This is a genomic window from Clostridium sp. LS3, assembly GCF_055330225.1.
In genome coordinates, this window is record NZ_CM143921.1 from 2238603 (window position 1) to 2264363 (window position 25761).

The following is a 25761-nucleotide window of genomic DNA, read 5'->3' on the forward strand; positions in this document are numbered from 1 at the left end:
GATTTAACCTAAAATATATCTTATATTTCATCAATTATATTATTCATCATTTCTATCGCTTCTTCTTCACTATCTGAATATAAATCTAAAGCTGGCAATTCCTTTAATTCCTTTAATCCAAATTGCCTTAAAAATTCCTCTGTAGTTCCAAATAATATTGGCCTTCCTGGAACTTCTAATCTTCCTACTTCTTTAATTAAATCTTTCTCTAATAGCTTTTGAAGTGCGCTTTCAGATTTTACTCCTCTTATTTCATCTATATCTACTCTTGTAATAGGTTGCTTATATGCGATTATTGATAAACTTTCTAAAGAAGCCTGTGAAAGAGATTGTCTCTTATTCTTTTTTAGTAACTTTTGTATGTATTCGCCATTTTCTGCTTTAGTCACTAATTGATACTCTCCATTTATTGATATTAGCTTTATTCCCCTTTTTTCATCTTCATATTCTGAAATCATTTCATTTAATATACTAGAGATAACTTTAGGTAAAGCTTCTATAGAATTACTTAATTCTTTAATTGTTAATGGCTCTCCACTAACAAATAACAAACCTTCAATTATAGACTTAATTTTAGGTTTTGATGAAACTTCTTCAAATTCATATTGTTTAACCTCAATATTATTCATCTAACTTCCTTCTTTCTATTAATATATCCTTAAAGCTCTCATCTTGATAAACCTTTACCATTCTAAGCTTTATTAGCTCTAATAATGCCAAAAATGTTACTACTACTTCTAATTTGCATTCGCTTTTATTTATTATATCATCTCTAAACTTAATAATTTTATTATTTTGTATATTAATTAAAAGCTCGTCCATCTTATCTTCAATTTTATACTTATCTACATATATCTTTCTTTGAATTATATTTTCTTTATTTTGTTTCATAAGAAAGTTTTCTAATAAAGAATTATAAATATTGTATAAATCTATTATTGTTATATTTTTAAATATATCTTCATCTTTTTTATCATTCTTAATTTCTTCTATTATTTCTGGCTTTTTTGTATATACATCTCCAGAATTTATATACTTTTCTCTTAAAAATAGTGCCGCTCCCTTTATTTTCTTATATTCTATAAGCTTTTCCATAAGATTCTTTTCTATATCTTCTTCATTTTCTTCAGAAACCTTAATATTTGGTAGTAGCTTTTTAGATTTTATTTCTATAAGTGTAGCTGCAACTACTATGAATTCTGATGTTATATCTAAATCCATAGTTTTCATTTCATCTAAAAATTTTAAATACTGAGTAGTTATTTTATATATTTCTACATTATAAATATCCATTTCATTTTTTTTAATTAAATGTAGCAATAAATCAAATGGGCCCTCAAAATTTGCTACTTTTACTTTTGGCATTTCCATAACTATCATTCCTCTTTGATAATACTAGTTTCTTTCCAATATATAATATCAATTTTAATAGTAAAGAACAACATTTTTTACATTATAAAAGGGGATTATTAAAAATCCCCTTTTACTATATTCCTTTTTTAAACATATTCTTCATATTAAATTTAAAGTTTTCAAATATACCACCTAGCTTAATATCTCTATCTGAGTATAATTCTACTTCTCCAATTTTATCATTTCCTAGATAAACTTCACATTTACCTACTATATCACCTTGTTTGTATTCTTTCTTAACTTCATCTAGTACTATTTTCTTTTCTAACTCTGCATTTGTTCCTTTTGGAACTACCGCTACTAAATCATCTTTAGCTTTAGCAACTAATAATTTATCTGTTTGCTTACTTAAGTATATATTTTCTACATCCTCATCTTTAGATAAGACCTTTTTACCTTCATATTTAGAAAAGCCATGATTTAAAAGCATACCAGCATCTCTATTTCTAACCTTATATGTTGGTGCTCCCATAATTACAGATAGCATTCTAACTCCATTTCTTGTTGCAGTTGCAGAAATACAATATTTTGCTTCCTCAGTATATCCTGTTTTTAATCCATCACAACCTTCAAAAAATCTAACAAGCTTATTATGGTTAACTAATTCTATAGGAGATTTTCTTCCTTCTGATATAGTTTCCATATATATTCCTGAATATTTTAAAATTGTTGGATGCTTTAGAAGCTCCATAGACATAATTGATATATCTCTAGCAGTAGATAAATGTCCTTCTATTGGTAAGCCATTACAATTTTTAAATGTAGTATTATTCATACCTAATTCTTTAGCTCTTTTATTCATCATATCTACAAAAGCTGATTCAGTTCCACCTAAATATTCTGCTAACGCTACTGCAGCATCATTACCTGATGCAATAGCAACACCTTTTAATAATTCCTCTACTGTTCTAATTTCACCTGTATCTAAAAGCATAGTGCTTCCACCCATTTTTTTAGCATTTTCACTACAAGTTACTTTATCAGATAATGAGATTTCTCCACTATCAATAGCCTCCATAGTTAAAAGCATAGTCATTATTTTTGTTACAGATGCTGGTGCAAATTTTTCATCAATATTTTTTTCATAAAGCATTTTTCCTGTAGTTGGCTCTATTAATAATGCAGACCTTGCATCTACATTTATTCCTTCATCACTAAGAACCTCCATAGTCCACTCTTCATAAGTTTCTACTGAATTATCATATGGCTTTATATCTGCTTTTACAGTAATTGAAGATATAGATAATAAGCTTAAAACAATTGCAACAACTTTATTTATAATTTTTTTATTCATTATATTGCCTCCCTTCAAGCTTATTATTACCAATAAAAATAAAAATATGACAAAAAGAACTAAATTCTTCTTATCATATTTTTAATTTATTCTACTATATCATAAATTAAAGGAATCTCATTTTCTAGCTTATCAGATATAAGAATATTATTTATTATATCATTCTTAGCTTTCTCTATATTACTTTCATCATTACTATGAATATAAGCTAGTATATCCCCCTCTTTTACTTCTTCTCCTCTTTTTTTATTTAAAACTATTCCTACAGATAGATCTATTATACTTTCTTTAGTTTCTCTTCCTGCTCCAAGTTCCATTGCTATTAATCCAAACTCTTCTGCATTTATTTTTGATATAATACCACTTTGCGTAGATTTAACTTCCACAATATGTTTAGCTTTAGGGAATTTATTAGCATCATCTACAAAGCTTGCATCTCCGAATTGAGCCTTAACAAACTCTTTTAACTTTTTTAATCCTTTTCCATTATTTATATTTTCTAATAATAATGCTTTACCTTCTTCAAAGCTCTTTGCTTTATTACCACAAATAAGCATATAGCTACCTAAAGTTAATGTTAATTCTAATAAATCCTTTGGACCATTTCCCTTTAATAGTTCTATGGCTTCTATAACTTCAAGTGAATTTCCAATTGCATACCCTAAAGGTTGATCCATATCAGAAATTACTCCTATAGTTTTTCTACCAACAGATTTTCCTATGTCAACCATTTCTCTTGCCAAGGCCTTTGCATCTTCTGGGGTTTTCATAAAGGCTCCATCTCCAACCTTTACATCTAATACTATAGCATCTGCTCCTGAAGCAATCTTTTTGCTCATTATACTTGATGCAATTAAAGACATATTATCTACAGTTGCAGTAACATCTCTAAGAGCATATATTTTTTTATCAGCTGGCGCAATGTTTCCTGTTTGACCTGTTAATGCTATTCCTATTGTATTAGAATTATTAATAAAAGTTTCTTCAGAAAGCTCTACTGAGAATCCATCAAAAGCTTCTAATTTGTCTATAGTTCCTCCAGTATGCCCTAAACCTCTTCCTGACATCTTCGCAACTGGAACTCCAAGTGATGCAACTAATGGTGTTAAACAAATACTAGTTTTATCACCAACCCCTCCAGTTGAATGCTTATCTACTTTTACTCCATTTATAGATGATAAATCAATTCTATCTCCTGAATTAACCATAGCCATAGTTAAATCTGCGGTTTCTCTTTTATTCATTTTATTAAAAAATATAGACATAAGTAGTGCTGAAGCTTGATAATCTGGTATTTCTCCTTCTGTAAATCCTTTTACAAAAAACTCTATTTCTTCTTTAGATAATTCTAAACCTTTTCTTTTCTTTAATATTACATCGTACATTCTCATAAGACTTTCCCTCCTGCTTAGGTATATTATAAAAAATTATTTCTTAGTTGTTATTATTATGCTCTAGGGTGAGAGTTTTTATATACAATATTTATTTTGTCATTGTTTATTATTTCATAATATGTGTCCATATAAGTTAACACTTGGTTTCCTAAAAGCTTTTGTACAGCTCTAACATTAGCACCATTTTGTAATAAATGAACTGCGAAAGAGTGCCTAAATGTGTTTAAGTTAACTTCCTTCTTAATACCTGCTTTATGAGAATATTCTTTTACTATTCTCCAGACACCTTGTCTTGTTAATTGATTTCCATTTAAATTAACAAATAAGTTTTCAACGCCTGTGGATGCAATCTGATCTCTTATCTTGAAGTATTCCTTTATCGCTTCTGTTGCACTTCTTCCTATTGGAATAAGTCTTTCATAATTTTTATTATCATGGCACTTCACAAAATTTAATTCTAAATTAACATCATGAACCTTTATCCCTATTATTTCAGAGACTTTCATACCTGTTGCGTACATAAGTTCTAACAAAGCATTATCCCTTATCCCCTTATTACAGTATTTATCAACAATTTTTATTATTCTGTCGACTTCATCAACAGTTAATATTTCTGGTAATTTTTTAGTTGTTGCTGTATTTTTGTAATAAATTTTAGGTATTTCACTCACCACTTTTTGATCTTTTAAATAATTATAAAAACTTCTAAGACTTATAACTATCCTATTTATAGATCTCTCCGATTTTCCTTCACTAAGTAAGTGTTGTATATATCCAAGTACTGATACATTATCTGTTTCATCAACACTCATGTTCTTACTATTTAGGTATTTAACGTATAAGTTAACATCAGTTACATAGGCATAAACAGTATTTTCACTTTTATGACTTTTTAATAAAGCTTCCTTATAATTATTCACAATTTCTTTCATAATTCTCCCCTATCCTAATATATTATTAATTCGACAAAAAAATTCTTATTCCTTCTTTATTCTCATTGGATTAGGTTAAGTTATAAACTTTCGTAACTACCAATCTTATTAATCCTGGACACATATAGCACTCAATTAAAACACCTATAGCAAATAGGAAAATAAAAAAACCTAATTTCATTATTAATTCATTTGATATTAACTTATTAGATGCCACCCCATTAAAGAATTTTTCTTTTAGCTTTGCAGAAGATAATTCTAATGAAATAATGCTTATTCCTATGAAAAAAGGTATATAAAATATATTTTGTGGAACTGTTGATGCTAGAGCAACCCAAATCCCTTTTCCTTCAAAGGTAGTTAATAGAAAACTAAAGGTATATCCTAAAGTAAATCCTTTAATCAAATCAATAATTAAAATAATTGGAGCTCCAAAAACAGTAAATCCAAGTGCTATTATAAGTAAAATAACTATTATATTATTTTTTATAATGCTTATAAGAAGTTCATTAGTTTTTACTGATTGAATATCTAAGCTTTTAATAAATCCTGTAAAGTAATTTGATAAGTCCTTTGCATCTACTCCATCCATATATTTTATGGTATATGAACCCAGTAGTATACCTACAAAGAAAAATGTTAATACAAGTAAATAAAATATTTTATTTTCTCTAAAGTTTGAATTCAACTTCTTTATTAAATTCATATTATTCCTCCTTCATAGTTGCTATAGAACATAATATGTTTAAACTTCCATCATTATTCATAATTGAATATATGTAAAACCTTTTTTATTAAAAAATTTAAATAAAAAAGTGGACATACAATGAAGGAATTAAAAATAGCACTGAAAAACTTTTGTTTTTCAGTGCCCTAACTACGACCTTGTATCTTTTTGTATTTGAACTTAATAAATTTTATAAGTATGAAAAAACACTTATCGTCTTTCCGTCTATTATATCACCATTTTTTATCATACTTTTTACATCTTTTATATTTAATATTTTAACATTTGTAAATTCATCTTCATCTTCATTTTTTTGACCTTTTACTAAATTCCACGCTTTATATAAGTGTATAATTTCATCACAAAAACCAGGTGCTGTTGCAATAGATCCTAAATATTCTATATCCTTTGCAATATAACCTGTTTCTTCTTGAAGTTCTCTTTTGGCACATTCCATAGGATCTTCATTTTTATCAAGCTTTCCTGCTGGGATTTCTAATAAAACTTTGTTTAATGGCAATCTAAATTGTTCTACTAAAATTATATTCTCCTCATCTAAAAATGCTATAATTGCAGATGCTCCAGGATGCTTAATAACATCTCTATTAGTATTTTTACCATTAGGTAAAGTAACATCTATGTTTACAAAATCTATAAAGTTTCCTTTATGAATTAACTTATCACTTAATATTTTTTCATCTAACTCCATAAAATATTTCCTCCTAATTTATTTATACTATTTTATTATACACTATTATTTTACATTTACATCTATACATAATCTTTAATAACATAAAAATTAAATCTCTATTAAATAAAATAAAAATCCTACTTTAAACTTAATTAGAGTAGGATTTATAATTTTTTTTTATTAAATAAACATAAAATATTTTGCTTATTAATTATATTTATACAATTAACTTACTTTATTCTTAAGTCTTAACTTATCAGCAATTATGGCAATAAATTCACTATTAGTTGGCTTACCTTTTTCATTGTGTATAGTGTATCCAAATAACTTATTTATTGCATCAACTTGACCTCTACCCCAAGCATAGCCTAGGTTTAAGACAGTTTTATTTTATGTTGAACAACAGTATTTGACCAATCAAATTAATATCAAATCAGCATTTTAACTGACTTTCTTAGTTGGTTTTTCCTGTTATTATTTGTTGCTATATTTAATATACATTATAAAACAACAAATTGCAATTATAAGAACTATTCTTTTTAAGAAAATTATATAGTGATATAGGGGCTAATTTTCTTTACTTCTTTATTGAACTATTAATAAATTCCTTGATTTTAGGATATTGAACAATTAAATCAAGCAACCCCTTACTTGTAATATAATGATTGCCTTCATATGCTGAACCTTCACCCATTTCATCATTTATAAGCTTGGCTACCTTTTTCTTAGTAACTTTCTTGCCACTCTTTTCTTCCTTTATATAGCCACTATACTTATCTTCATCTGCCAATATTTTTGTTGTATATAATCCATATATGCAATCATCAAATATTTTTTTTAAGATTTTTTCCTTTTGCCCTTCATTAGCAGTGAATCCATCTGGCACTAATAAATATAAGTACTCTTTTTCACCTATACCATAAGAATACATTAACATAGGAAGGTCTTTTATTTCCCATGCTCTTTTTTCTTCATTCCAATAATGTGTTTTTATATTTCTTATTTTGTCTGCCATAGCTAAACTATTTACTTTCTCAAATGTATATTCAGATAATACATCCTGAATCAAATTAGTTAATAGGTCTGATATGATATCTACACCTATATTACTAACATATAGTTCAACATCTAAAACATCTTCTATTAATCCTGTTTTAAATGCTTCACTTTTTTTCATTGATGATACTAAAAATTTGAACTTATCTTCTCCAAATCCTTTTCCAGGACCTGAAACAGAATATCCAAGACATGTATATTTTGCTTCATGTATATGTTTTGATAGATAGTTTAACTTACTATCATCTTTATCTCTTACAGCCTTTAATACTTCTTCAAAATATGTTCTTATTTTTTCAATAACCCTATCTTTAAATTCAAATCCATCTTTAAGTGAATTAGTATGAATTATTGTATACATATCTACAAATCTTAGTTCATCAATTCCTTCTCCCATCATTATATCAATATAATTAGGGCTAGAATCTTCTAAATATTCAGATACTTTTATATTATTCACCTCCATAATATTCCCCTATACCACCATACTTATTATACCATCTTTTGATTATTATGTATTGTTTATTTGTTTTCCCTTATACTTTCATAATCCTTAACCAATCTATAAAAAGTATTTCTCTTAACTCCTAACATTCCCATAGTTGCTGTTGCTGTTACCTTACCAACTTTCCAATCATCATAAGCCACTTCCCAATTTTCAGGAAACTGTCTTGCTGGTCTACCATAAGCCTTTCCTGTTTTGCTTGATATTCTTTTCCCTGTTAGTTCATCAATAGGCATTGAATCAATTCCTTGCCTTTGCTTCTTCTTAATTTTCTTTCTTTCAATGTCAGCCATATAAGACATCATTTTAAACATCATTTCTGACATCATCTTAAATACCATTTCTGAAACTTCATCACCTGATTTAAAATCCATCATTGAAGGTGTAAAGTCTAAAATTCTAAGAACAACACCCTTCCCCTGTAGTTCTTTATATTCCTGTTCCATTTCAACAGCATTTCTGCCAAATCTATCAAGAGCAGTAATATACAGTTCATCACCTTCCCCAAGGATTGCTTTTACCCTTTGGTATTCTGTTCTATTGAAATCCTTCCCTGATTCCTTATCAGCAAATATTAAAGCTTCATTGATCCCTTGTTTCTTTAATTCATCTATTTGATATTTATAATCTTGGCTATCACTTGAACATCTAGCATAGCCAAACTTTTTTCCTGTTAATTTCATAAGTCCATTTCCTTTCTTTTCCTATATAGATTTAAAAATATGTGATAGATATTACAACCTTGCTTGTTGGTGTAGCATCTGCCCCTCCACCCCCATATGTGTGGTGTCTCTATTTTCATGTATAATTCATGAACAAATAAGAAAACAAATTAAAGTAAATATTTACTGTTGTTCATATGATTAATTTTGTAACTTTATTATATTAATTTTGTTTCTAAATGTCAATTATATTTTAAAACATATCTAAATATATTTATACACAAATAGAAACAGTTGATTACAGCAGAAGAATGCCACTTTCTAGCATCTTTTTAAACTGTCCCTATTTCTATACATTTTGAAACATCCTTACTGAAATATAAAATTGTTTCTAAATCTGTTTCAATAGCAACCAAAGAATCAAGCTTTAAAGGTTCTTCTGTTAAGCTGTTCAAAACCATGCTTTTGAAACATTAATAAAGTGTGTCACTTATCTATTCATATCATTTTTAATTCCACAACATGTTACACTTATATTCCTTAATATGTTACAGTTATTCCCCAATGTGTCACACTTATATATAAATCTAAAATAAAAATATGCCCTATAATCAAAATAAGGACAGTGTTGCAAGTATTTATATAAGCATACCCAACTTTATTTCCTTTAATGACAATAGGACAATTACAACCTTATATCAATTTTTTATATTTTTATCATTATCCCAATATCTATGCAATACATTCCAAATATTCTTTAATATAAATATGGCATATTTCTGCATAATATCTTCTCTTACTATTTGAACCCCATGCTTCTAAAAAGTTTTCAAATCCATTTCTATCTAAAGCTAAAATAATATTATTAATTACATATTTATTCACCATAAATTTTTCAACATTAATATATTTTATATCATCTTCAAATTCATCTAAAACCATGTAATTCCAACATCTTAAAACTTCTAAAATAAATTGTTCATGACCTTTACTTCTACCTTCAATTATATTTCTTAATTCAATGTGTTCTATATTAACCATTTTTGATTCCTCCTAATAATATCTTCATGAGATTTATTAAGAAGTGAATTTTCATTGTGACATTAAATTTCAAAAAAATAAGAAACACAGGCTTTATTATTGCCAATGCTCCTGAAGAAATCTATTTATTACTTTTATTATATTATCATCTAATTTTTTTTCTAATATCAATTGTTTATAAAGTTTAATAATTTGGTATGTATATAGCATTTATCAATTAAATATAAATTTATAAATTAACCTTTCTTCTAAATTCTCTTTTAAATTTCTTATAATACTAAAATATGATTTCATTGAATAAAAACATCTTGTTACTTCAATTACATTACTATAATCCTTTTCTAACCCTATCAACAATTTGTAAAAGGTTATTAATTCTTCTAAAGTAATTACCATATTATTATTAGGAAGAGCTAAAGTAAAAACACAATTTTCACTTAAATTTTTATCAATTCTATATTGTTCTTCTGCATATTTAATATAAGATTCAATTTCATTATATCCATATCTACATTTCTCAATTTTATTATATAGGCTCTTTATCACCCTCTTATCTATTCTTATTAATCCATAATATATTTTTTCTTCTTCTAATTCCAATACATAGCTAATAACATTTTGTAATTTTTCCATTCCTAGACATACCCCCAAATCCTCAAAACAATTATTAAAGGATACCCATACCTCCTCCTTACTTAAATCAATTAAATTTTTTTGATATTCTTTACCTTTATCCTTATTTAACAAACATTTTTCCCCCTTGCAAGTATCTTTATTTATAATTATATCATACAGTTTACATTAATCAGAATAAATGTATTTTATTGTATCTTTATAAAAATAAAAAAGATGCTGAAGTGACCACAGGAGCAACAGCCCCCACAGATACCCCAGCATAAAGGAAAAGGAATAGATATTTATTTATATAAAGTAAAGTCTTTATTATCTTCTATGTTATCAAATTTCTTTGTAAATCTTGTTACATTCTCAACACTATAACCATTATGATGTCTATCAGGATGTGGAAAATTGTTTTTTACTTCATTTACAAAGGGTAAATAATTAAATAAATCAGTAAAACCCTTGTATGGGTAAGCATGGGAAAAGGAATGGTCAACAGTATTATAGTATGTTTTTTCTAAATCTTTTAAGGAGTTAGCCACTTCAAAAGCCCCATATAACAGGCTGTAATATTGAAGTTGTAGGGCTTCAGCATTACTGATAAATTCATTTCTTAATTCCCTATTTTCTATAAATTCATTATATAAAGAACCTTCTAAATGTTTTATTTGTTCATCTTGAAGCCCCTTTACTTCTTCTAATCTTTCTTTAGCTTCTATAATTTCTTTTTGCTGTTTATTTATCTTTCTTTGAGTATCTAATAACTTAACAGTAAGCCCCCCATTACCCCTAGTTATTAAAGTTTGTAAATCTTCCTTTTCTTTAACAAGAGCATTCAAAAGCCCTTCAGCTTCTTTTATTGTGGCTTCTTCTTTTTGAATTTCATTAATTAAGCTGTTATTAATTTCTTTTACTTGTTCTTTACCAGCTTTAAATTTTTCTAAAACCTCAAAGTTTTGTTCAACCTCTTTGATAACAACAGGGTTTTTAATATATATATTTTCCATAATATAAATTCCACCTTTCTTATACTTTTTTATTTTAAATATTCCTGAATCTTAATTACTTTTATTAATTCTTGTGTTGTAAGAACCTCATTAATTTTATTGTTTAGCACTATTTTAAAATCATTGCTTAAAGGTTTTAATCCCTTTAGAATCTTATAAAAATATGACAATGTATAGTGTTTATCAAGCCCCATATTATTATAAAAATCTACACTAGACCAACCTTTGTAAGTACAAATAGACCTAACTAATAAATGTGTTATATTTAACATGTAATTCCCCCCCCTTTTTAAATAGATCAACATAAAACAGAATAGAAAAAAGAAGAAGACTTTAAACTCCTTATTTTTCTTTTAATGAATACATATTTTCACATTTTAGACTATTAATAAATAATTCTAAAACATATTTAAGTATTAAAATTTATAAAGCTGTGATTATATATCATTTCAAATCTTAGCTTTATAACCTTTTTAATACTCACATCAAGGAATAAGAGCATTTAAAATTATTCCTTAATATCAATATTAAAATTTGTAGGGTAAGATTGTAGCCCCCATAGAATAACAGTAAGCAATGTCTTTATATGATATTAATTAAAGATTGGAATAACATTGTGACTATATTTTTTTAATTTTATATTAATCTTTTTACTGTTGAGGTGCAGAAAGTGTACTAAATATAAAATTTGAAATAAAAGTTTTCTGAACACTTGACCTATGAAAGCTAAGGGCTAGCCCCACCATATGCCCCCATCAGCAACAAAATATAAAGTGAAAAATTAGAACATAAAAGAATAAAGTAAATATTATTAATTCACTTCAGAAGCTTATATAAACAGTTATAAAATGATTAATATATTTTATATACAAACACTATCAAAGCCATTCAGAAGCCAATATAATTGTTATTACTTCAGCTGTTGGGCTTCTTATATGGTTTTTATATGCTGTTATATTGATTTATTCAAACAACATTAAAAAGGTTTTAGCATCAGGCATAATATTAATAAATCATTCTTGTTATTGATTCAGATATAAGCAATTAAAAGCCATGTTATAGAAAGGTGTTTAGAAAGTGTTTAAAAAGCCCATGAAATAGTATAGAAATAACCATTTAAAAAACCATGGTTTTCTATACAATAAATAAGAATTTTTAAACAAGCCTTTATATACTGTTATATATTGCAATATATACCCCAGCTATAAAGACCACAGCCCCTATTAAATGCAACATAGCCCCATTGGTTGCATAAAGTATCACCCCATTTAAAAACATATAGCCACACTTTTAAAACACCCCCACCCATTGAAAATACAGGGATAGAAGCCATTAATAATATAGGAATTAAAAAGGGAGTAAATGCAACAGAATGAAGGAGGCTTATTTTTAGTGTTGCATTTAGTTGCCATTTTCTTAATGTTTTTATAACAGTTAAAGCCCACTAGAACAGTAATAATCCAGCAATAAAACCAATATGACAACAATTAATCCCAGCTAAAATACAGGATAAAATAAAAATTTTTAAACATTAAGCTACTATTAGAACACCATTAACCCAAAATTAAATATACTAGGGTAAAAACTGGACTATACCCCAAAATAAAAAAGCTGGAGCAATTAAGCCCAGCAAATTTACTTTTAATAGTTTTATTGCTGTAAATAAACTTTGGAATTAAACAAGACCAAGAATAAAGAAAAGTTCCCCTATCAACTCCTTGTCTAAAAAGTGGACTAAATAACAAGTAATAAGGCAATAATTAAAATTTAAATATTATAGTAGGGGGTATAAATGAAGTGTATAAAATATTAAAACAAACTAATTTATTTAAAATGAATACTAAAAAATCAAGTAAAATAGAACTAAATAAATTAATAGCTTTATCAGGAGCAACAACAATAGTATTTATTATATTTACTGTTGTTATTACTGTAATATAAAGCCCTTAAATCTTTATAAACTATTATTTTGGGCTAAAGCCCAGCCTTCAGGGGTAATCCCTTCAGGCACTACTTTTATTAAATATGCTATATATATTTTTATCCTTGTTTATATAACAAAATCAATTATTAATATTAGTAGTTTATTTATGTTGTGGGGCAAAGCCCCAGCCCCTAATGGGGCTATACTACTTTTTAAATAATTTATATATGTTTATTACAGTATTAATAACAGTACAAATAAAAATAATTTCTTGCATATAACATTACCTCCTTTTAAGAATGTTACATGATAGATAAATTAGTCCTTTTTTATAACTGTTATTTTGTTTAATATTAGCTAATCTTTTTAAGTGGTACATATACTAATAATGCAAGTAAGCCCTTATCCCAGTAATAGCCCCAAAGTATAGTTTCTGAAATGAGGAGTTTTTTTTGGTAAAGGTTTCTAAAATGAAGACAAATGCAACATTTCTATAAACAAAAAAAGGCTGAACTGTACTTAATAACAATTCAACCTTACTTGTATAAATAACTTTATTTTATTGTATTTCTTCATACCCATATAAAACTTTTAATCCTTCTAAATTTATATAGATAACATTTGCTTTTACTACCTTACATTTACTTGAAGCCTTTTTTAATGTCCTATAAGCTTCAATTTCTGAATCATAGGCAAGTAATAATCTTTCTGCAATTGTCCCCTTATTCTCTATTAAAACAAATTTATTTTCTTCTATTTCCTTTGGAAATTTATCAAAAAATCCATCTGAATCATGTAACAAAAAATCACCACACTTTACATTAATTTATATTAATTCTTATCTCTAGTATAGTTTAGAAGTGCAAGTTTTTCCAACAAATCTTACAAATAAAAAAGCTGAAGCAAAAGCCCCAGCATGGTTAAAAATCAAGTTCTTTATTTTATATAGAATAAGTTTATTAATGCTTGTAATGATTCTATGTTATCCCCTTTATAGAACAATTTGGGATTGATTGAATATATCATAGAATTAAATTTGCTGTGCTTCATCATTAAAGGCTGACCACCAACAGTAATTTTAAGTAATTCACCTTCCAACCTTCTTGCATTTTTAACAGCATGAGCAACTACATTACAAATATCTTGAATACTTAAAGGTAATATATTTAATGGTTTTTCTTCTTCAATATTAAAACATAAAATATTATGCTGTTTATTCAAATATGGAATTAATTTAATAAACATTCCCAGCCTTTTATGTTCTTTAGGCAAACTATTTCTATATAACTGTTGTATGCCTTCTTCAAATATCCTTATTGAATCACCTTTTAAACTGTTTTTAATTGCTCCTTTATGACAGTATTTTATATTTATAGTTAAGGTGTTATCTTCACTTATAGTCAACAGTCCTAAATTAATTGCCTTATTCTTAAATTCCCAAACCTGTTTTTTTGAAAGCCCTAAAACTTCTTTTAGATCCTTTTCCATCATATAACCCCTATCTTTAAGCCTGTAAGAAGCCCCAAACCTTAATTTATTATCATAGTCCATAAAGGTGGTTAAATATATAAATCTAAAAGCTAAAGCCCCATCAAATAATCCTTTATCATCTACAATTATATTTAATACTTCTTCATAATGTGAGAATACAAAGCCCCCTAAAGCATCATCAACTAACATTTTAAAAGTTTCTTTACTTTTAATCTTTTTATATGCTTCACTTTGTTTATCTGAAATCCTTTTACCTTCTTTTAATTCCTCTAATATTTCAATCCTTATAGATGTTTTTACTTCTTCAAAGGGTATTGCAACCCCATCAGCATCAACACCATATAATAAATTAGTTTTAGTTGGATTATTCCACATATTCAGCCATCCCCTTTAAAAAGTTTAATTTAAAAGTAAACTTTTCTAACTTGTTTGTTATTGCTACCCTGTAAATATCAATAAAAACAGGCTTATTATTTTTAAGTTTCAGGGTGTTAATTGCTTTCATTGAAATATTGAATCCCTTGCTTAATTGTTCAAATGTAAACACAATATCAATTCCTTTCTTTCTTTAATGTCTGAATCAGCCCAGCCAATTCAAGTAATTAAATACAAAAACAAATTGATATTGTGACAGCTTTTTTTAAATAATTACTAACTTTTGAAAGATATTTTTAAAATAAATTGTCAAATTAAAAAGTTGAAACAAACATAAATAAAAAAGCTAAATTGCTTCAAAACAATCCAATCTATCTGTATAAAATATTTTAGTTTATCTTAAAATTTCAATCACATCAAAAAACTTTATAAAAGCAACATTATTGAATAGTTTTTTCTTCTTTGGCTTTTCCATGATACATACTAACACCCCTTTAATTTTTTTCTTTCTTATCTTTAATTAAGTAACTACTTGACTTCTAGTGCTAAATTCTTAATATGAAGGTTTTTGTTAGCTGATTCAATATAAAATTATTTTACCTACAACATATAAAAAAATAATATGTCATAAGTAAAGTAATTATTGAATTTAATATGAAGTATATTTGTCCCTTCATCTTTCAAAATCTTTGTTATTACTGTATTTCTACACATAGCCTTTTTCCATGACTTACTTGTCCAACATGATTGACTATGTTTACCTGATAACTATATCACCAAATAACCTCCTGCACTTTATTTAAAGGGTATAGGAAAGCACCTCCTTACAACACATAAACACCTTCCAAGGAATCTAACAAAGATAATAATTCACTTGCTTCATGTGATAGTTGTCTTTTTGCATTGGCACAACTGACCTATAGACTTATTTACACTTGCTCTATTGCTTTTACAAGTAACCTATTTTTTACAATAGGAAACTAAGCCCTTGAAAGTCTATTTATTTTGAAATATAATTAGTTCAAGAGATAGTTATACAATATTAATTTTTAATTTGTGTGTGCTAAACTATTTCAGCTTGAACAGGTCTAGCCACCTGTTCTTTTATTTTCTTTGCATATTTTCCAAAGGACTAAACCTTTGATAATTCTTTCTTATATCTGTTACTGTTAAATCTAAATATGCTTTTTCTGTTACAGTAACTGAACTATGTCCAAGTATTCTTGACAATGTATATATGTCCATTCCTGACATTAAACATCTTTTAGCAAAGTTATTTCTTAATGAATGTGGTGTAATATTTTGAGATAATCCAGCTCTTTCTTTGTAAATTCTAAAATTTCTTTCAAAGTGTGGAATCCCTAATTTTGTTCCTCTAGTTGTAGGAAACATCAATGAATCATTATCTATATATCTATCTTTAAATTGAAGCCACCTTCTTAATATTCCAGCCATTGTATTACTAAAAAACACATATCTTTCTTTTTTGCTTTTTGTTATATCAGATGGAATTAAGACAGCCCTTCTATCTAAATCAACATCATCAACTATTAATGACAATGTTTCTCCTAATCTCATACCTGTATCCATAATCATTTGAATTACAACATAATCCCTATATTCAAAGTATTTTGTAACATCAATTGACTTAATTAATGTTGTAAAATCAGAATCTGATATATTGTCTTTTGGTTTTCTTTTAACCTTAATAAACTGAATCTTAGCCATTGGGCTGGACTTTATTATTTTGTTATCTACAGCCCATGTAAAAAATACTTTTAGATTTCTTATATAGTTATTAATTGTTGCTGGTGATACAGCTTTACCAAAATCTTTTCTTATAGTTGGATTGTTTAGTAAAATTGTCTTATCATCAGAAACATAAGAATATTTCCCCCTTTCTTTTGTAAATTTAACATATTCACTTGTATGATTACCTTTTATTTCTTCAATTCTTGACAACTGAAATTCATCTTCTATGTATTTTGAAAATAACATCAAAGAAGCTTCATAAGATTTCATTGTCTTTTTACTTAATCCTTTTAATTTGCAATACTCCATAAAATCTTCAATATAAAAATTAAAATTTCTTTTAGATTTAAGAATTTTAGGCATAAAAAAACACCTCCTAAACAGTATGGAATAAACCCAACTGATAGAAAGTGTTCTATCTACTTATTTAATATTTATTTATTGGTATAAAAATCACTTTGTTGCTATAAACAACATAGATTTGACTTTTTCAAATTACTTGTTCAACAGCCATTTTACTGACTTTCTTCTGCTCTTAGCTTACCTTGTTTTTCAACCTCAGCTTATCAGCTATTATAGCTATAAATTCACTATTTGTTGGCTTACCTTTTTCATTGTGGATTGTATATCCAAATAACTTATTTATAGCATCAACTTGACCTCTTCCCCAAGCTACTTCTATTGCATGTCTTATAGCTCTTTCAACTCTAGAGGCTGTAGTATTGTACTTTTTAGCTATAGACGGATACAATTCCTTTGTTACAGCAGACAATAATTCCATATCGTTAACAACCATTGTAATTGCTTCTCTTAAATACATATATCCCTTTATATGAGCAGGTACACCAATTTCATGTATAATATTAGTTATTTCTGTTTCTAAATCAATAGGTCCCTTTGGTTGTTGTTTTACTTCTGTCTCAACTACAGTAGATTGTTTTCTAACAATTTCATTAGAAGATCCACTAAACATTTCTCTTATTCTCTTTGTAAAAACATCCATATCAAAAGGTTTAACTACATAATAATCTGCACCTAATGTTATAGCTCTTTGAGTAATTTTATCTTGACCTACTGCTGATAAAACTATTATTCTAGGCATTTTTTCTAAATTCATAGAATTAAGCCTTTCTAATACTCCTAGTCCATCTAAGTGAGGCATAATAATATCCAAAACTACTAAATCTGGATTTTTTTCCTCAATAAGAGCCAAGGCTTCCCTTCCATCCTTAGCAACAGCAGTAACTACTATATCTCTCTGATTTAATAAATAATCATTTAAGATACTACAAAACTCCTTGTTGTCATCAGCTATTAAAACTGAAATTTTTGAATCGTTCATACTTTTCTCCCCCATTTTCCCAAAATACTCCAATCACCTTAAGTTAATCATAAACTTATTCTTCATTCATTTTTAAAATTCATCTATAAATATTATATATAGACATAACATAAAAAAAGAATCTTATACAAGATTTATTTAATATCATTATAACACAATTTATTTAATTTCAATAGTTTTTTTACAATTTTTTCAAAATTTTATGGTAAAATTTATTTCTTCTCTTATAACATCCCTATGATTACATAATTTATAATTATAAAATTTTATCATAATTATATATAAAAATAGAGACTACTGATATTTTATCAGCAGTCTAAAATAATAGTATATATTCTTGCTATTCTATAACTCCTGCATCTTTTAGCATCCATTCAATGTATATTCCATAACCTACATCGGGTTTATTAATTAATACGTGTGTTACTGCACCAACTATCTTATTATTTTGAATAATAGGACTTCCGCTCATTCCCTGAACTATTCCTCCTGTTTTTGCTAAAAGCTCTTCATCTGTTACTTTAATAATCATGCTTTTAGGTCCAGGCTCTTCTTGAGGCAATAACTTTATTATTTCTACATCATACATTTTAGGTCCATTTTCATCTATAGTAGTTATTATTTTAGCTTCTCCTTCTTTTATTTCATTTCTAAATCCTACTTTAAGTGGTTTACAGAAGGTTTTATTAATTAGCTCTTTGCTTGCCTCTCCAAATATTCCGGATTCTGTATTTTTTTCTATCTTTGCTAAGCTTTCCTTTTCATTAACAAATAGTCCCTTTAATTCTCCTGGAGAACCTTTTTCTCCTTTTCTGACACTTATTACAGAAGAATTCAATAAATCACCATTTCTAATTGTAAAAGGTTTATTAGTATCGCCATCTGTTATTGGATGACCTAAAGCACCAAATATAGAACTATTTTTATCATAAAATGTTAATGTTCCTATACCTGCTGTTGAATCTCTTACCCAAAGTCCTAACTTATACTCATTATCTTCCTTTCCCAAATCGATTTCCTTACTTTGAGTACTATTATTTCTAAGATAATCTACACTTACTTTGGAGTTTGTAAGATTTTTTATTTTTTTAGATAAATCTTTAGAGCTTTCTATTTCTTCACCATTTATCTTTGTAATAACATCTCCTAATTCTATTCCTGAAGCTTTGGCAGGGCTCTCAACCTTTCCTTCTATAGAATCTATATCAGAATGACCTACTACTAACACACCCTTAGTTGATAACTTTATTCCTACACTTGTTCCTCCTGGATATAATTCTAAATCATTCACTTTAGAAACTGCTACTGACTTTATAGGAATCAATCCTAAAAATTTTACTTCAAGCTTATCCTTGTTTATCTCACCATTTTTAACCAATATATTCTTTGATAGTAATATATCTGAAGTTGGAACAGCTTCATTTATATATATTCTTTCTGGAATACTATTTAAACTAAGGAACGTAAGTAAACCCAGAATCAACATTGGAGTTATTATTATACCTAAATATTTTAATTTTTTCATTCTCATACTATCTCCTCCTTTGCTTCTGTATTTAACTTGCCCTCATCCTTAATCATATATGCTGTATTAAGTTTGTTAAAAGCGTTAAAAATTTTAAATATATAACTTTAAAAATATAAAAAAATAAAATCATGGTAAATAACCATGATTTTAGTGTGTTCATTTTTTATATACTTATGTATGTGATTTAAGAATAAGTTTTTAATATTTCTTGTTTTTTTAATTCTGCAAATGCTACCATTTCTGAAGCATTTTCTAAAGTAACATCACTTACTTCATCTCCGCTGGTCATCTTTGCAATTTCTTTAATTTTATCATATTTATCCAAAGTTCTAATTTGTGTAAATGTTTTTTCATTTTCAACTTTTTTTGATACAAAATAATGACAATCAGAAAGTGCTGCAATTTGAGGTAAATGTGTTATACATAAAACTTGATGTTTAGTAGAAACTTCATACATTTTTTCTCCAACTCTTTTTGCTATAGTCCCACTTATACCTGTATCAATTTCATCGAATATTAATGTAGGTATTTTATCCTTATCAACAAATACACATTTAAGAGCTAGCATAATTCTTGAAAGTTCGCCTCCTGAAAGAACCTTTTCTAAGGGTTTTAAAGGTTCTCCTGGGTTTGTTGATATAAGAAAAATAACTTCATCAAACCCTCTTGAATTAAAGGATTCATTTTTTTCTATTAGTATTTTAATTTTTGATTTTTCCATTCCTATATATGATAATTCATATTTTATTTTTTCTTCAAGATTAACTGCATTTTTTTCTCTAATAATATGCATTTGTTCTGATATTTCTCTCATTAAAGTTTCTATATTTTCTTGTTTTAAATTTAATTCTTTAATTATCTCTTCTGAATTAATTAACTCTTCATATTGAATTTTTAATTTTTCTAAATAGTTTAAAATTTCTTCAACAGATTCTCCATATTTTTTCTTATATAAGCTAATCTCATATATTCTAGAGTTTATTTTTTCAAGTTCAAACTCATCATAATAAATTTCAGATGATAAATCTCTTACTTCTCTAGATACTTCTTCTAAAGCGTATAATGCCTCTTCTATTCTTTCTCTTTTATCTTTTAATTTTTCAAAATGATTTTCAACTAAAGATAGCTCATTAACAGCTTTTGATAAACCTTCTATAACTGAAATACCTTCAATTGGACTATCTAGTATTGAATAAGTTTTACCTAAAGCTAGTGATATTTTTTCAGCATTAGATAAGAGATTGAATTCCTCGTTTAAAGTTTCTTCTTCTCCAATTTTCAGCTTTGCTTTTTCTATATCTTCTATTTGAAACTTTATATAATCTGTGAGTTTGTCTCTATCTGCATTACCATTTAATTCTTTTATTTTTTCTAAAATTATATTTTGCTCTTTTCTTAACTCATCAAATTTATCTAGATACGGCTTTAATTCTTCTCCTATAAATTCATCTAAATAATAAATATGGAATGCCCTATTTAATAGATTTTGATTTTGATGCTGTCCATGTATATCTAATAACTTTTCTCTTATTTTCTTTAAATATGAAAGTACTACTGATTTTCCATTTACTTTTATTATACTTTTACCTGATAAAGTTGTTTCTCTTGAAATTATTAGTATATCTTCATCTTCAATATCTAATTCCTTTAAAACATCTAAAATTTCCTCATTTTCTATTGAAAATATTGCTTCTACAACAGTTTTACATTCACCATATCTTATTAAATCTTTTGAGAACTTTCCGCCTAGAACATAATCTATAGTGTCTATAAGTATAGATTTACCAGCTCCTGTTTCTCCTGACAAGATATTAAACCCTTCTTTAAATTCAACTGATAAATCTTGAATTAAAGCGAAATTTTTTATATTTAATTGCAATAACATATTATATCACCTTTAATTTTACAAAATCATTTTTCTAACTTTATCTACTAATTCTTCAGCTTTATCTAAACTTCTTACTAATATAAATATTGTATTATCTCCAGCAATTGTTCCTGCAACTTCTGTGTCAAATAGTGTATCTATTGCTTCAGCAACTGCCATAGCAGATCCAGTAAGTGTCTTTACAACAACAAACTTATCTACATTTTCAACCGATACAGCAGCATTAGATAATATGCTAGATAATTTATCATTTATATCCTTTGATTCTTTCGATGATGCAACATATCTATAATTTCCTGAAGCACCTTGCATCTTTATTAGCTTTAGTATTTTAATATCTCTAGATACAGTTGCTTGAGTTACGTCAAATCCAGCCATTTTAAGCTCTTCTGCAAGTTCCTCTTGTGTTTCTATATCCTTTTCACTAATTATCTCTAAGATTTTGTTATGCCTCTTTGATTTCAAATTAATCACCTTCACATTCTTTCCAGTTATTTAGAATTTTTGCCCGTAGTACTTTAAAATAATCATAATCATCAAACAAAACTATGTTTGCATATTCTTTTGCTTTTTTTATCTTTATTATAGTTTGATTTGTTGTTTTTATTGCTTTTTGACCATCAAAAGTTATATATACTTCTTCATCTTCATTTTCTGCTTTAACTTCAATTTCACTACTACTATTTAAAACAATAGTTTGCATCCCCTTTGGATGAGGACATATTGGAGTCAATGTAATTACATCTACATCTGGATAAATAAATGGACCTCCAGCTGAAAATGAATATGCAGTTGATCCAGTAGGTGTTGCGATAATTAATCCATCACCTTTGAAGTTATAATATCTTTTACCATCTATAAATATTTGAAACTTTACCATTCTTGATAATGTTCCTCTTGCTACAACTATATCATTTAGGGCTAATGATTCATTTTTTATGCCTTCTAAAGGTAAATCGCATGTTAAAAGCATTCTCTTTTGAGAAATATAATTCCCTTCTTTTAGTTTTATAAAAGCTTTATCCATTTCAGAAACTTCTATGCTTGATAAAAAGCCTAAATTTCCAATATTGATTCCTAAAATAGGTACATTCAATTTCCCATTTATTCCTCTAGCAACGCTTAATATTGTCCCATCTCCACCTAATACGATTATAAGATCAAGCAATTCCTTAAACTTATAATTTATTATATCATAACTATCTAACATAATTATTTCTAAGTTATTAAAATACTTATAAAGCTTTTTCTTAACTTCCATGGCTATCTCATTATTCTTATCTTTAGATGGATTTATTGCAATAGCAACTTTCTTCATAATACCCCCTATATGCTCCTCTTAACAAATAGTAAATCATATAAATTCTACTTAAGACTTCAAGATAAAACTTGAAGTCTTAAATTAAATTTATATGATAAATTTTTATAATAACTGATGAGAATCATTTACTATATTATCTATGTCTTCTAGAGAAAATGTAGACTCTTTATTTATATCTTTAGTAAAATAAACTAAGTATTCAATATTTCCTTCTGGCCCCTTAATAGGAGAGTAACCTATAGAAAGAATATTTAAATTTTTATTAATTAAAAATTCAGCTATACCTAGAACTACTTCTTTATGAACATTTATATCTCTTACTACACCTTTTTTCCCTACTTTTTCTTTGCCAGCCTCAAATTGAGGTTTTATTAAAGCTACAACTTCACCTTTATCATTTAATAAGTTAATGGTTGCAGGCATTATTTTCTTTAATGAAATAAATGAAACGTCTATAGATGCAAAATCTACCTTCTCACCTATGTCTTCTGGGGTTACATATCTAATATTAGTTCGCTCCATACATACAACTCTAGGATCTGTTCTTAACTTCCAAGCAAATTGACCATAGCCAACATCTATAGAAAACACCTTTTTTGCGTTATTTTGTAGCATACAGTCTGTAAAGCCTCCTGTAGATGCCCCTATATCCATACATACTTTATCTTCTAAATTAACGCCAAATTCCTTTATAGCTTTTTCAAGCTTTAATCCACCTCTACTTACGTAAGGTATTTCTTCCCCTTTAAAGATTATCTCTGAGTCAATACTAACCTTTTCTCCAGCCTTATCAACTCTTCTACCCTCTACAAATATTTTTCCTGCCATTATGCTTGCTTTAGCTCTTTCTCTTGATGTAAATATACCTTTATCTACTAATAGTATATCCAGTCTCTCTTTCTTTCCAGACATCTTTATCTCCTTTATTATTTAAGTTCTATAATAGATTCTGCTATTCCTTCTGGATCTAATTTATTTTCTTTATATAATAAATTTACATCACCCTGTGATACAAATTTATCCTTAAATCCTAGTGCCTTAAATTTATTTTTAAATAATAATTCTGATAACTCCATTAAAACATAGCTACCAAATCCTCCATTAGTTATGTTGTCTTCTATAGTAACTATATCATAGCCTTCTTCCACTAACTCTTTTAACATATCAGTATCTAATGGTTTTACAAATGTTGCATTTATTATAGTTGGATTTATACCATTAGCTAATAAAACTTCTCTTGCCAGTAATACATGTTGAAGCATTTTTCCTACTGCTATTATAGCTATCTTTTCTCCACTTATAACTTTTTCCCATTTTCCGTATTTAATTTCTGTTAGTGGCTTCATTTCTTTACAACAATCTGCTCCTCTTGGATATCTTAAAGCTACAGGTCCATCTTGTGTAAGAGCCCAATTTAACATGACCTTTACTTCATCTAAATGCTTTGGAGCTAATACTGTCATATTAGGAACTTGTGTTAAATAAGATAAATCAAGTATTCCTTGATGAGTTTCACCATCTTCCCCTACTAAACCAGCTCTATCTATTGCAAATACAACTGGCATATTTTGTATACATACATCATGAATTAATTGATCAAAAGCTCTTTGTAAAAAGGTAGAGTACACTGCAAAAACAGGTCTCATGTTTGCACTTGCTAGACCTGCAGCAAGTGTTGTTGCATGTGCCTCTGCAATTCCTACATCAAAAAATCTATCTGGAAATTCTTTTGCAAAGTTTTTAAGTCCTGTACCATCTGGCATAGCAGCTGTTATTGCTACTATTCTATCATCATTCTTTGCTAAATCTATAATTGCATCACCAAAAGCTTTGGAATAAGTTTTTTCACTCGGAATATACGCTTCACCACTTTCTAAATCAAATGGATTAACTCCATGAAACTTATTTGGGTTTTTCTCTGCAAGCTCATAGCCTTTTCCTTTACTTGTTACTACATGTATTATAACAGGTTCATCAATTTTCTTTGCTTTTTCTAATACCTCAGTCATCGTCTCTATATCATGTCCATCTATAGGTCCTATATATTTTAAACCCATCTCTTCAAAAATCATTGATGGTACAACAAATTGCTTAATACTATCTTTAAACCTTGATATACAGCTTGCTAATTTTTTTCCAGCTCTTGAATTGTTTAACGTTGCATTTACGTTAGATTTTAGTTTATTATATTTGGGTTCCATCCTTAAATTACTTAGATGAGTTGATAACCCTCCAACATTATCCGCTATAGACATTTGGTTATCATTTAATATTATAATCATTTTAGTTTTATTAAATCCTACATCATTTAATGCCTCTAAAGCCATTCCACCTGTTAAAGCTCCATCGCCAATTACAGCGATAACTTCATTATTCTCTTTTTTAATATCTCTAGCTCTTGCCATTCCTAAAGCTGCTGAAATAGAGGTGCTACTATGACCTGTATCAAATGTATCATATTTACTTTCACATCTTTTTGGAAATCCACTTAATCCATTATGTTTTCTTAAAGTGTCAAATCTATCTTTTCTTCCAGTTAATATTTTATGAACATAGCTTTGATGCCCAACATCCCAAACTATCTTGTCATTTTCTAAATTAAAGCTTTTAAATAAGCTTATAGTTAAATCTACTACTCCTAAATTAGAAGCTAAATGTCCCCCCGTTTTAGAAACACTATCTATTAAAAATTCTCTAACTTCTCCAGCTAATACTTCTAGTTCAACATTTGATAACTTCTTAACTTCTTCTGGAGAAGTAATCTTATCTAATATTTTACCCATAATCAAACCTTTCC

Annotated in this window: 26 protein-coding genes and 1 pseudogene; 1 reads left to right on the top strand and 26 read right to left on the bottom strand. The window is 27.4% G+C overall.

What is annotated here, in order from left to right; genetic code table 11:
* Positions 1-20 precede the first annotated feature (20 nt).
* The 15 genes and pseudogenes from scpB to ACZJV1_RS10450 form a co-directional block, all read right to left on the bottom strand.
* Positions 21-629: an SMC-Scp complex subunit ScpB gene (scpB, locus tag ACZJV1_RS10380; protein WP_463650075.1), complete on the bottom strand. Its 609-nt coding sequence runs from the start codon at positions 627-629 to the stop codon at positions 21-23.
* On the bottom strand, positions 622-1371 hold the full coding sequence (locus tag ACZJV1_RS10385; RefSeq protein ID WP_463650076.1) for a segregation/condensation protein A: 750 nt from the start codon (positions 1369-1371) through the stop codon (positions 622-624). The genes scpB and ACZJV1_RS10385 overlap by 8 nt, the downstream gene beginning before the upstream one ends.
* A gap of 115 nt (positions 1372-1486) precedes the next feature.
* Complete coding sequence (locus ACZJV1_RS10390) at positions 1487-2707, bottom strand: D-alanyl-D-alanine carboxypeptidase family protein (protein ID WP_463650077.1); 1221 nt, start codon at positions 2705-2707, stop codon at positions 1487-1489.
* An 86-nt stretch (positions 2708-2793) separates the two neighbouring features.
* Entirely contained in the window at positions 2794-4098 is a 1305-nt protein-coding gene (locus ACZJV1_RS10395; protein WP_460287328.1) for a pyrimidine-nucleoside phosphorylase, read from the bottom strand.
* Between the two features lie 56 nt (positions 4099-4154).
* On the bottom strand, positions 4155-5033 hold the full coding sequence (locus tag ACZJV1_RS10400) for a tyrosine-type recombinase/integrase (RefSeq protein WP_411167905.1): 879 nt from the start codon (positions 5031-5033) through the stop codon (positions 4155-4157).
* Between the two features lie 70 nt (positions 5034-5103).
* The gene (gene spoIIM / locus ACZJV1_RS10405; RefSeq protein ID WP_411167906.1) at positions 5104-5739 is read right to left on the bottom strand and encodes a stage II sporulation protein M; all 636 of its coding nucleotides are present in this window, start codon (positions 5737-5739) and stop codon (positions 5104-5106) included.
* 211 nt (positions 5740-5950) lie between these two features.
* The gene (locus tag ACZJV1_RS10410) at positions 5951-6469 is read right to left on the bottom strand and encodes an NUDIX hydrolase (protein ID WP_463650078.1); all 519 of its coding nucleotides are present in this window, start codon (positions 6467-6469) and stop codon (positions 5951-5953) included.
* A gap of 207 nt (positions 6470-6676) precedes the next feature.
* Positions 6677-6814 (bottom strand): annotated as a pseudogene (locus ACZJV1_RS10415) (sporulation initiation factor Spo0A C-terminal domain-containing protein); the annotation flags it as partial.
* A gap of 214 nt (positions 6815-7028) precedes the next feature.
* Positions 7029-7973: a hypothetical protein gene (locus ACZJV1_RS10420; RefSeq protein ID WP_463650079.1), complete on the bottom strand. Its 945-nt coding sequence runs from the start codon at positions 7971-7973 to the stop codon at positions 7029-7031.
* Positions 7974-8029: 56 nt separating this feature from the next.
* Positions 8030-8695, bottom strand: coding sequence for a recombinase family protein (locus tag ACZJV1_RS10425; RefSeq protein ID WP_463650080.1), 666 nt, complete (start codon positions 8693-8695; stop codon positions 8030-8032).
* 311 nt (positions 8696-9006) lie between these two features.
* A complete protein-coding gene (locus tag ACZJV1_RS10430; RefSeq protein ID WP_463650081.1) occupies positions 9007-9129 on the bottom strand; it encodes a hypothetical protein in 123 nt (40 codons plus the stop codon).
* Positions 9130-9406: 277 nt separating this feature from the next.
* Positions 9407-9715, bottom strand: coding sequence for a hypothetical protein (locus ACZJV1_RS10435; RefSeq protein WP_463650082.1), 309 nt, complete (start codon positions 9713-9715; stop codon positions 9407-9409).
* Between the two features lie 213 nt (positions 9716-9928).
* The gene (locus ACZJV1_RS10440) at positions 9929-10462 is read right to left on the bottom strand and encodes a hypothetical protein (protein ID WP_463650083.1); all 534 of its coding nucleotides are present in this window, start codon (positions 10460-10462) and stop codon (positions 9929-9931) included.
* Between the two features lie 170 nt (positions 10463-10632).
* On the bottom strand, positions 10633-11343 hold the full coding sequence (locus ACZJV1_RS10445; protein ID WP_463650084.1) for a hypothetical protein: 711 nt from the start codon (positions 11341-11343) through the stop codon (positions 10633-10635).
* Between the two features lie 29 nt (positions 11344-11372).
* Complete coding sequence (locus ACZJV1_RS10450; protein ID WP_463650085.1) at positions 11373-11615, bottom strand: hypothetical protein; 243 nt, start codon at positions 11613-11615, stop codon at positions 11373-11375.
* A gap of 1525 nt (positions 11616-13140) precedes the next feature.
* Here ACZJV1_RS10450 and ACZJV1_RS10455 point away from each other — a divergent pair.
* On the top strand, positions 13141-13284 hold the full coding sequence (locus ACZJV1_RS10455) for a hypothetical protein (protein ID WP_463650086.1): 144 nt from the start codon (positions 13141-13143) through the stop codon (positions 13282-13284).
* 542 nt (positions 13285-13826) lie between these two features.
* On the opposite strand, the gene ACZJV1_RS10460 is transcribed toward ACZJV1_RS10455, so the two are convergent.
* The 11 genes from ACZJV1_RS10460 to dxs all read right to left on the bottom strand — a co-directional run bounded on the left by ACZJV1_RS10460 (position 13827) and on the right by dxs (position 25747).
* A complete protein-coding gene (locus ACZJV1_RS10460) occupies positions 13827-14069 on the bottom strand; it encodes a hypothetical protein (protein WP_463650087.1) in 243 nt (80 codons plus the stop codon).
* A 134-nt stretch (positions 14070-14203) separates the two neighbouring features.
* Positions 14204-15133 carry a hypothetical protein gene (locus ACZJV1_RS10465; protein WP_463650088.1) on the bottom strand — a complete coding sequence of 310 codons (930 nt, stop codon included), beginning with the start codon at positions 15131-15133 and terminating at the stop codon, positions 14204-14206.
* Positions 15123-15305, bottom strand: a complete 183-nt coding sequence (locus ACZJV1_RS10470) for a hypothetical protein (RefSeq protein WP_463650089.1) — start codon at positions 15303-15305, stop codon at positions 15123-15125. Before ACZJV1_RS10470 ends, ACZJV1_RS10465 begins: the two co-directional genes overlap by 11 nt.
* Positions 15306-16237: 932 nt before the next feature.
* Positions 16238-17248 carry a tyrosine-type recombinase/integrase gene (locus ACZJV1_RS10475; RefSeq protein ID WP_463650090.1) on the bottom strand — a complete coding sequence of 337 codons (1011 nt, stop codon included), beginning with the start codon at positions 17246-17248 and terminating at the stop codon, positions 16238-16240.
* Positions 17249-17420: 172 nt separating this feature from the next.
* Positions 17421-18227, bottom strand: coding sequence for a sporulation transcription factor Spo0A (spo0A, locus tag ACZJV1_RS10480; RefSeq protein ID WP_460287331.1), 807 nt, complete (start codon positions 18225-18227; stop codon positions 17421-17423).
* A 340-nt stretch (positions 18228-18567) separates the two neighbouring features.
* Complete coding sequence (spoIVB, locus tag ACZJV1_RS10485; RefSeq protein WP_460287332.1) at positions 18568-19758, bottom strand: SpoIVB peptidase; 1191 nt, start codon at positions 19756-19758, stop codon at positions 18568-18570.
* Positions 19759-19939: 181 nt separating this feature from the next.
* On the bottom strand, positions 19940-21640 hold the full coding sequence (recN, locus tag ACZJV1_RS10490) for a DNA repair protein RecN (protein ID WP_460287334.1): 1701 nt from the start codon (positions 21638-21640) through the stop codon (positions 19940-19942).
* An 18-nt stretch (positions 21641-21658) separates the two neighbouring features.
* Positions 21659-22108: an arginine repressor gene (locus ACZJV1_RS10495; protein WP_411167911.1), complete on the bottom strand. Its 450-nt coding sequence runs from the start codon at positions 22106-22108 to the stop codon at positions 21659-21661.
* 1 nt (position 22109) lies between these two features.
* Positions 22110-22961, bottom strand: a complete 852-nt coding sequence (locus tag ACZJV1_RS10500) for an NAD(+)/NADH kinase (protein ID WP_463650091.1) — start codon at positions 22959-22961, stop codon at positions 22110-22112.
* 105 nt (positions 22962-23066) lie between these two features.
* Positions 23067-23876, bottom strand: a complete 810-nt coding sequence (locus ACZJV1_RS10505) for a TlyA family RNA methyltransferase (protein WP_463650092.1) — start codon at positions 23874-23876, stop codon at positions 23067-23069.
* A 14-nt stretch (positions 23877-23890) separates the two neighbouring features.
* Entirely contained in the window at positions 23891-25747 is a 1857-nt protein-coding gene (gene dxs / locus ACZJV1_RS10510; RefSeq protein ID WP_460287340.1) for a 1-deoxy-D-xylulose-5-phosphate synthase, read from the bottom strand.
* Positions 25748-25761: the final 14 nt, after the last annotated feature.

Excerpts from the sequence above, each read along its gene's own strand:
- scpB (WP_463650075.1), bottom strand. The coding sequence starts at position 629 with ATGAATAATATTGAGGTTAAACAATATGAATTTGAAGAAGTTTCATCA.
- ACZJV1_RS10385 (WP_463650076.1), bottom strand. The coding sequence starts at position 1,371 with ATGGAAATGCCAAAAGTAAAAGTAGCAAATTTTGAGGGCCCATTTGAT.
- ACZJV1_RS10390 (WP_463650077.1), bottom strand. The coding sequence starts at position 2,707 with ATGAATAAAAAAATTATAAATAAAGTTGTTGCAATTGTTTTAAGCTTA.
- ACZJV1_RS10395 (WP_460287328.1), bottom strand. The coding sequence starts at position 4,098 with ATGAGAATGTACGATGTAATATTAAAGAAAAGAAAAGGTTTAGAATTA.
- ACZJV1_RS10400 (WP_411167905.1), bottom strand. The coding sequence starts at position 5,033 with ATGAAAGAAATTGTGAATAATTATAAGGAAGCTTTATTAAAAAGTCAT.
- spoIIM (WP_411167906.1), bottom strand. The coding sequence starts at position 5,739 with ATGAATTTAATAAAGAAGTTGAATTCAAACTTTAGAGAAAATAAAATA.
- ACZJV1_RS10410 (WP_463650078.1), bottom strand. The coding sequence starts at position 6,469 with ATGGAGTTAGATGAAAAAATATTAAGTGATAAGTTAATTCATAAAGGA.
- ACZJV1_RS10420 (WP_463650079.1), bottom strand. The coding sequence starts at position 7,973 with ATGGAGGTGAATAATATAAAAGTATCTGAATATTTAGAAGATTCTAGC.
- ACZJV1_RS10425 (WP_463650080.1), bottom strand. The coding sequence starts at position 8,695 with ATGAAATTAACAGGAAAAAAGTTTGGCTATGCTAGATGTTCAAGTGAT.
- ACZJV1_RS10435 (WP_463650082.1), bottom strand. The coding sequence starts at position 9,715 with ATGGTTAATATAGAACACATTGAATTAAGAAATATAATTGAAGGTAGA.
- ACZJV1_RS10445 (WP_463650084.1), bottom strand. The coding sequence starts at position 11,343 with ATGGAAAATATATATATTAAAAACCCTGTTGTTATCAAAGAGGTTGAA.
- ACZJV1_RS10450 (WP_463650085.1), bottom strand. The coding sequence starts at position 11,615 with ATGTTAAATATAACACATTTATTAGTTAGGTCTATTTGTACTTACAAA.
- ACZJV1_RS10465 (WP_463650088.1), bottom strand. The coding sequence starts at position 15,133 with ATGTGGAATAATCCAACTAAAACTAATTTATTATATGGTGTTGATGCT.
- ACZJV1_RS10475 (WP_463650090.1), bottom strand. The coding sequence starts at position 17,248 with ATGCCTAAAATTCTTAAATCTAAAAGAAATTTTAATTTTTATATTGAA.
- spo0A (WP_460287331.1), bottom strand. The coding sequence starts at position 18,227 with ATGAACGATTCAAAAATTTCAGTTTTAATAGCTGATGACAACAAGGAG.
- spoIVB (WP_460287332.1), bottom strand. The coding sequence starts at position 19,758 with ATGAGAATGAAAAAATTAAAATATTTAGGTATAATAATAACTCCAATG.
- recN (WP_460287334.1), bottom strand. The coding sequence starts at position 21,640 with ATGTTATTGCAATTAAATATAAAAAATTTCGCTTTAATTCAAGATTTA.
- ACZJV1_RS10500 (WP_463650091.1), bottom strand. The coding sequence starts at position 22,961 with ATGAAGAAAGTTGCTATTGCAATAAATCCATCTAAAGATAAGAATAAT.
- ACZJV1_RS10505 (WP_463650092.1), bottom strand. The coding sequence starts at position 23,876 with ATGTCTGGAAAGAAAGAGAGACTGGATATACTATTAGTAGATAAAGGT.
- dxs (WP_460287340.1), bottom strand. The coding sequence starts at position 25,747 with ATGGGTAAAATATTAGATAAGATTACTTCTCCAGAAGAAGTTAAGAAG.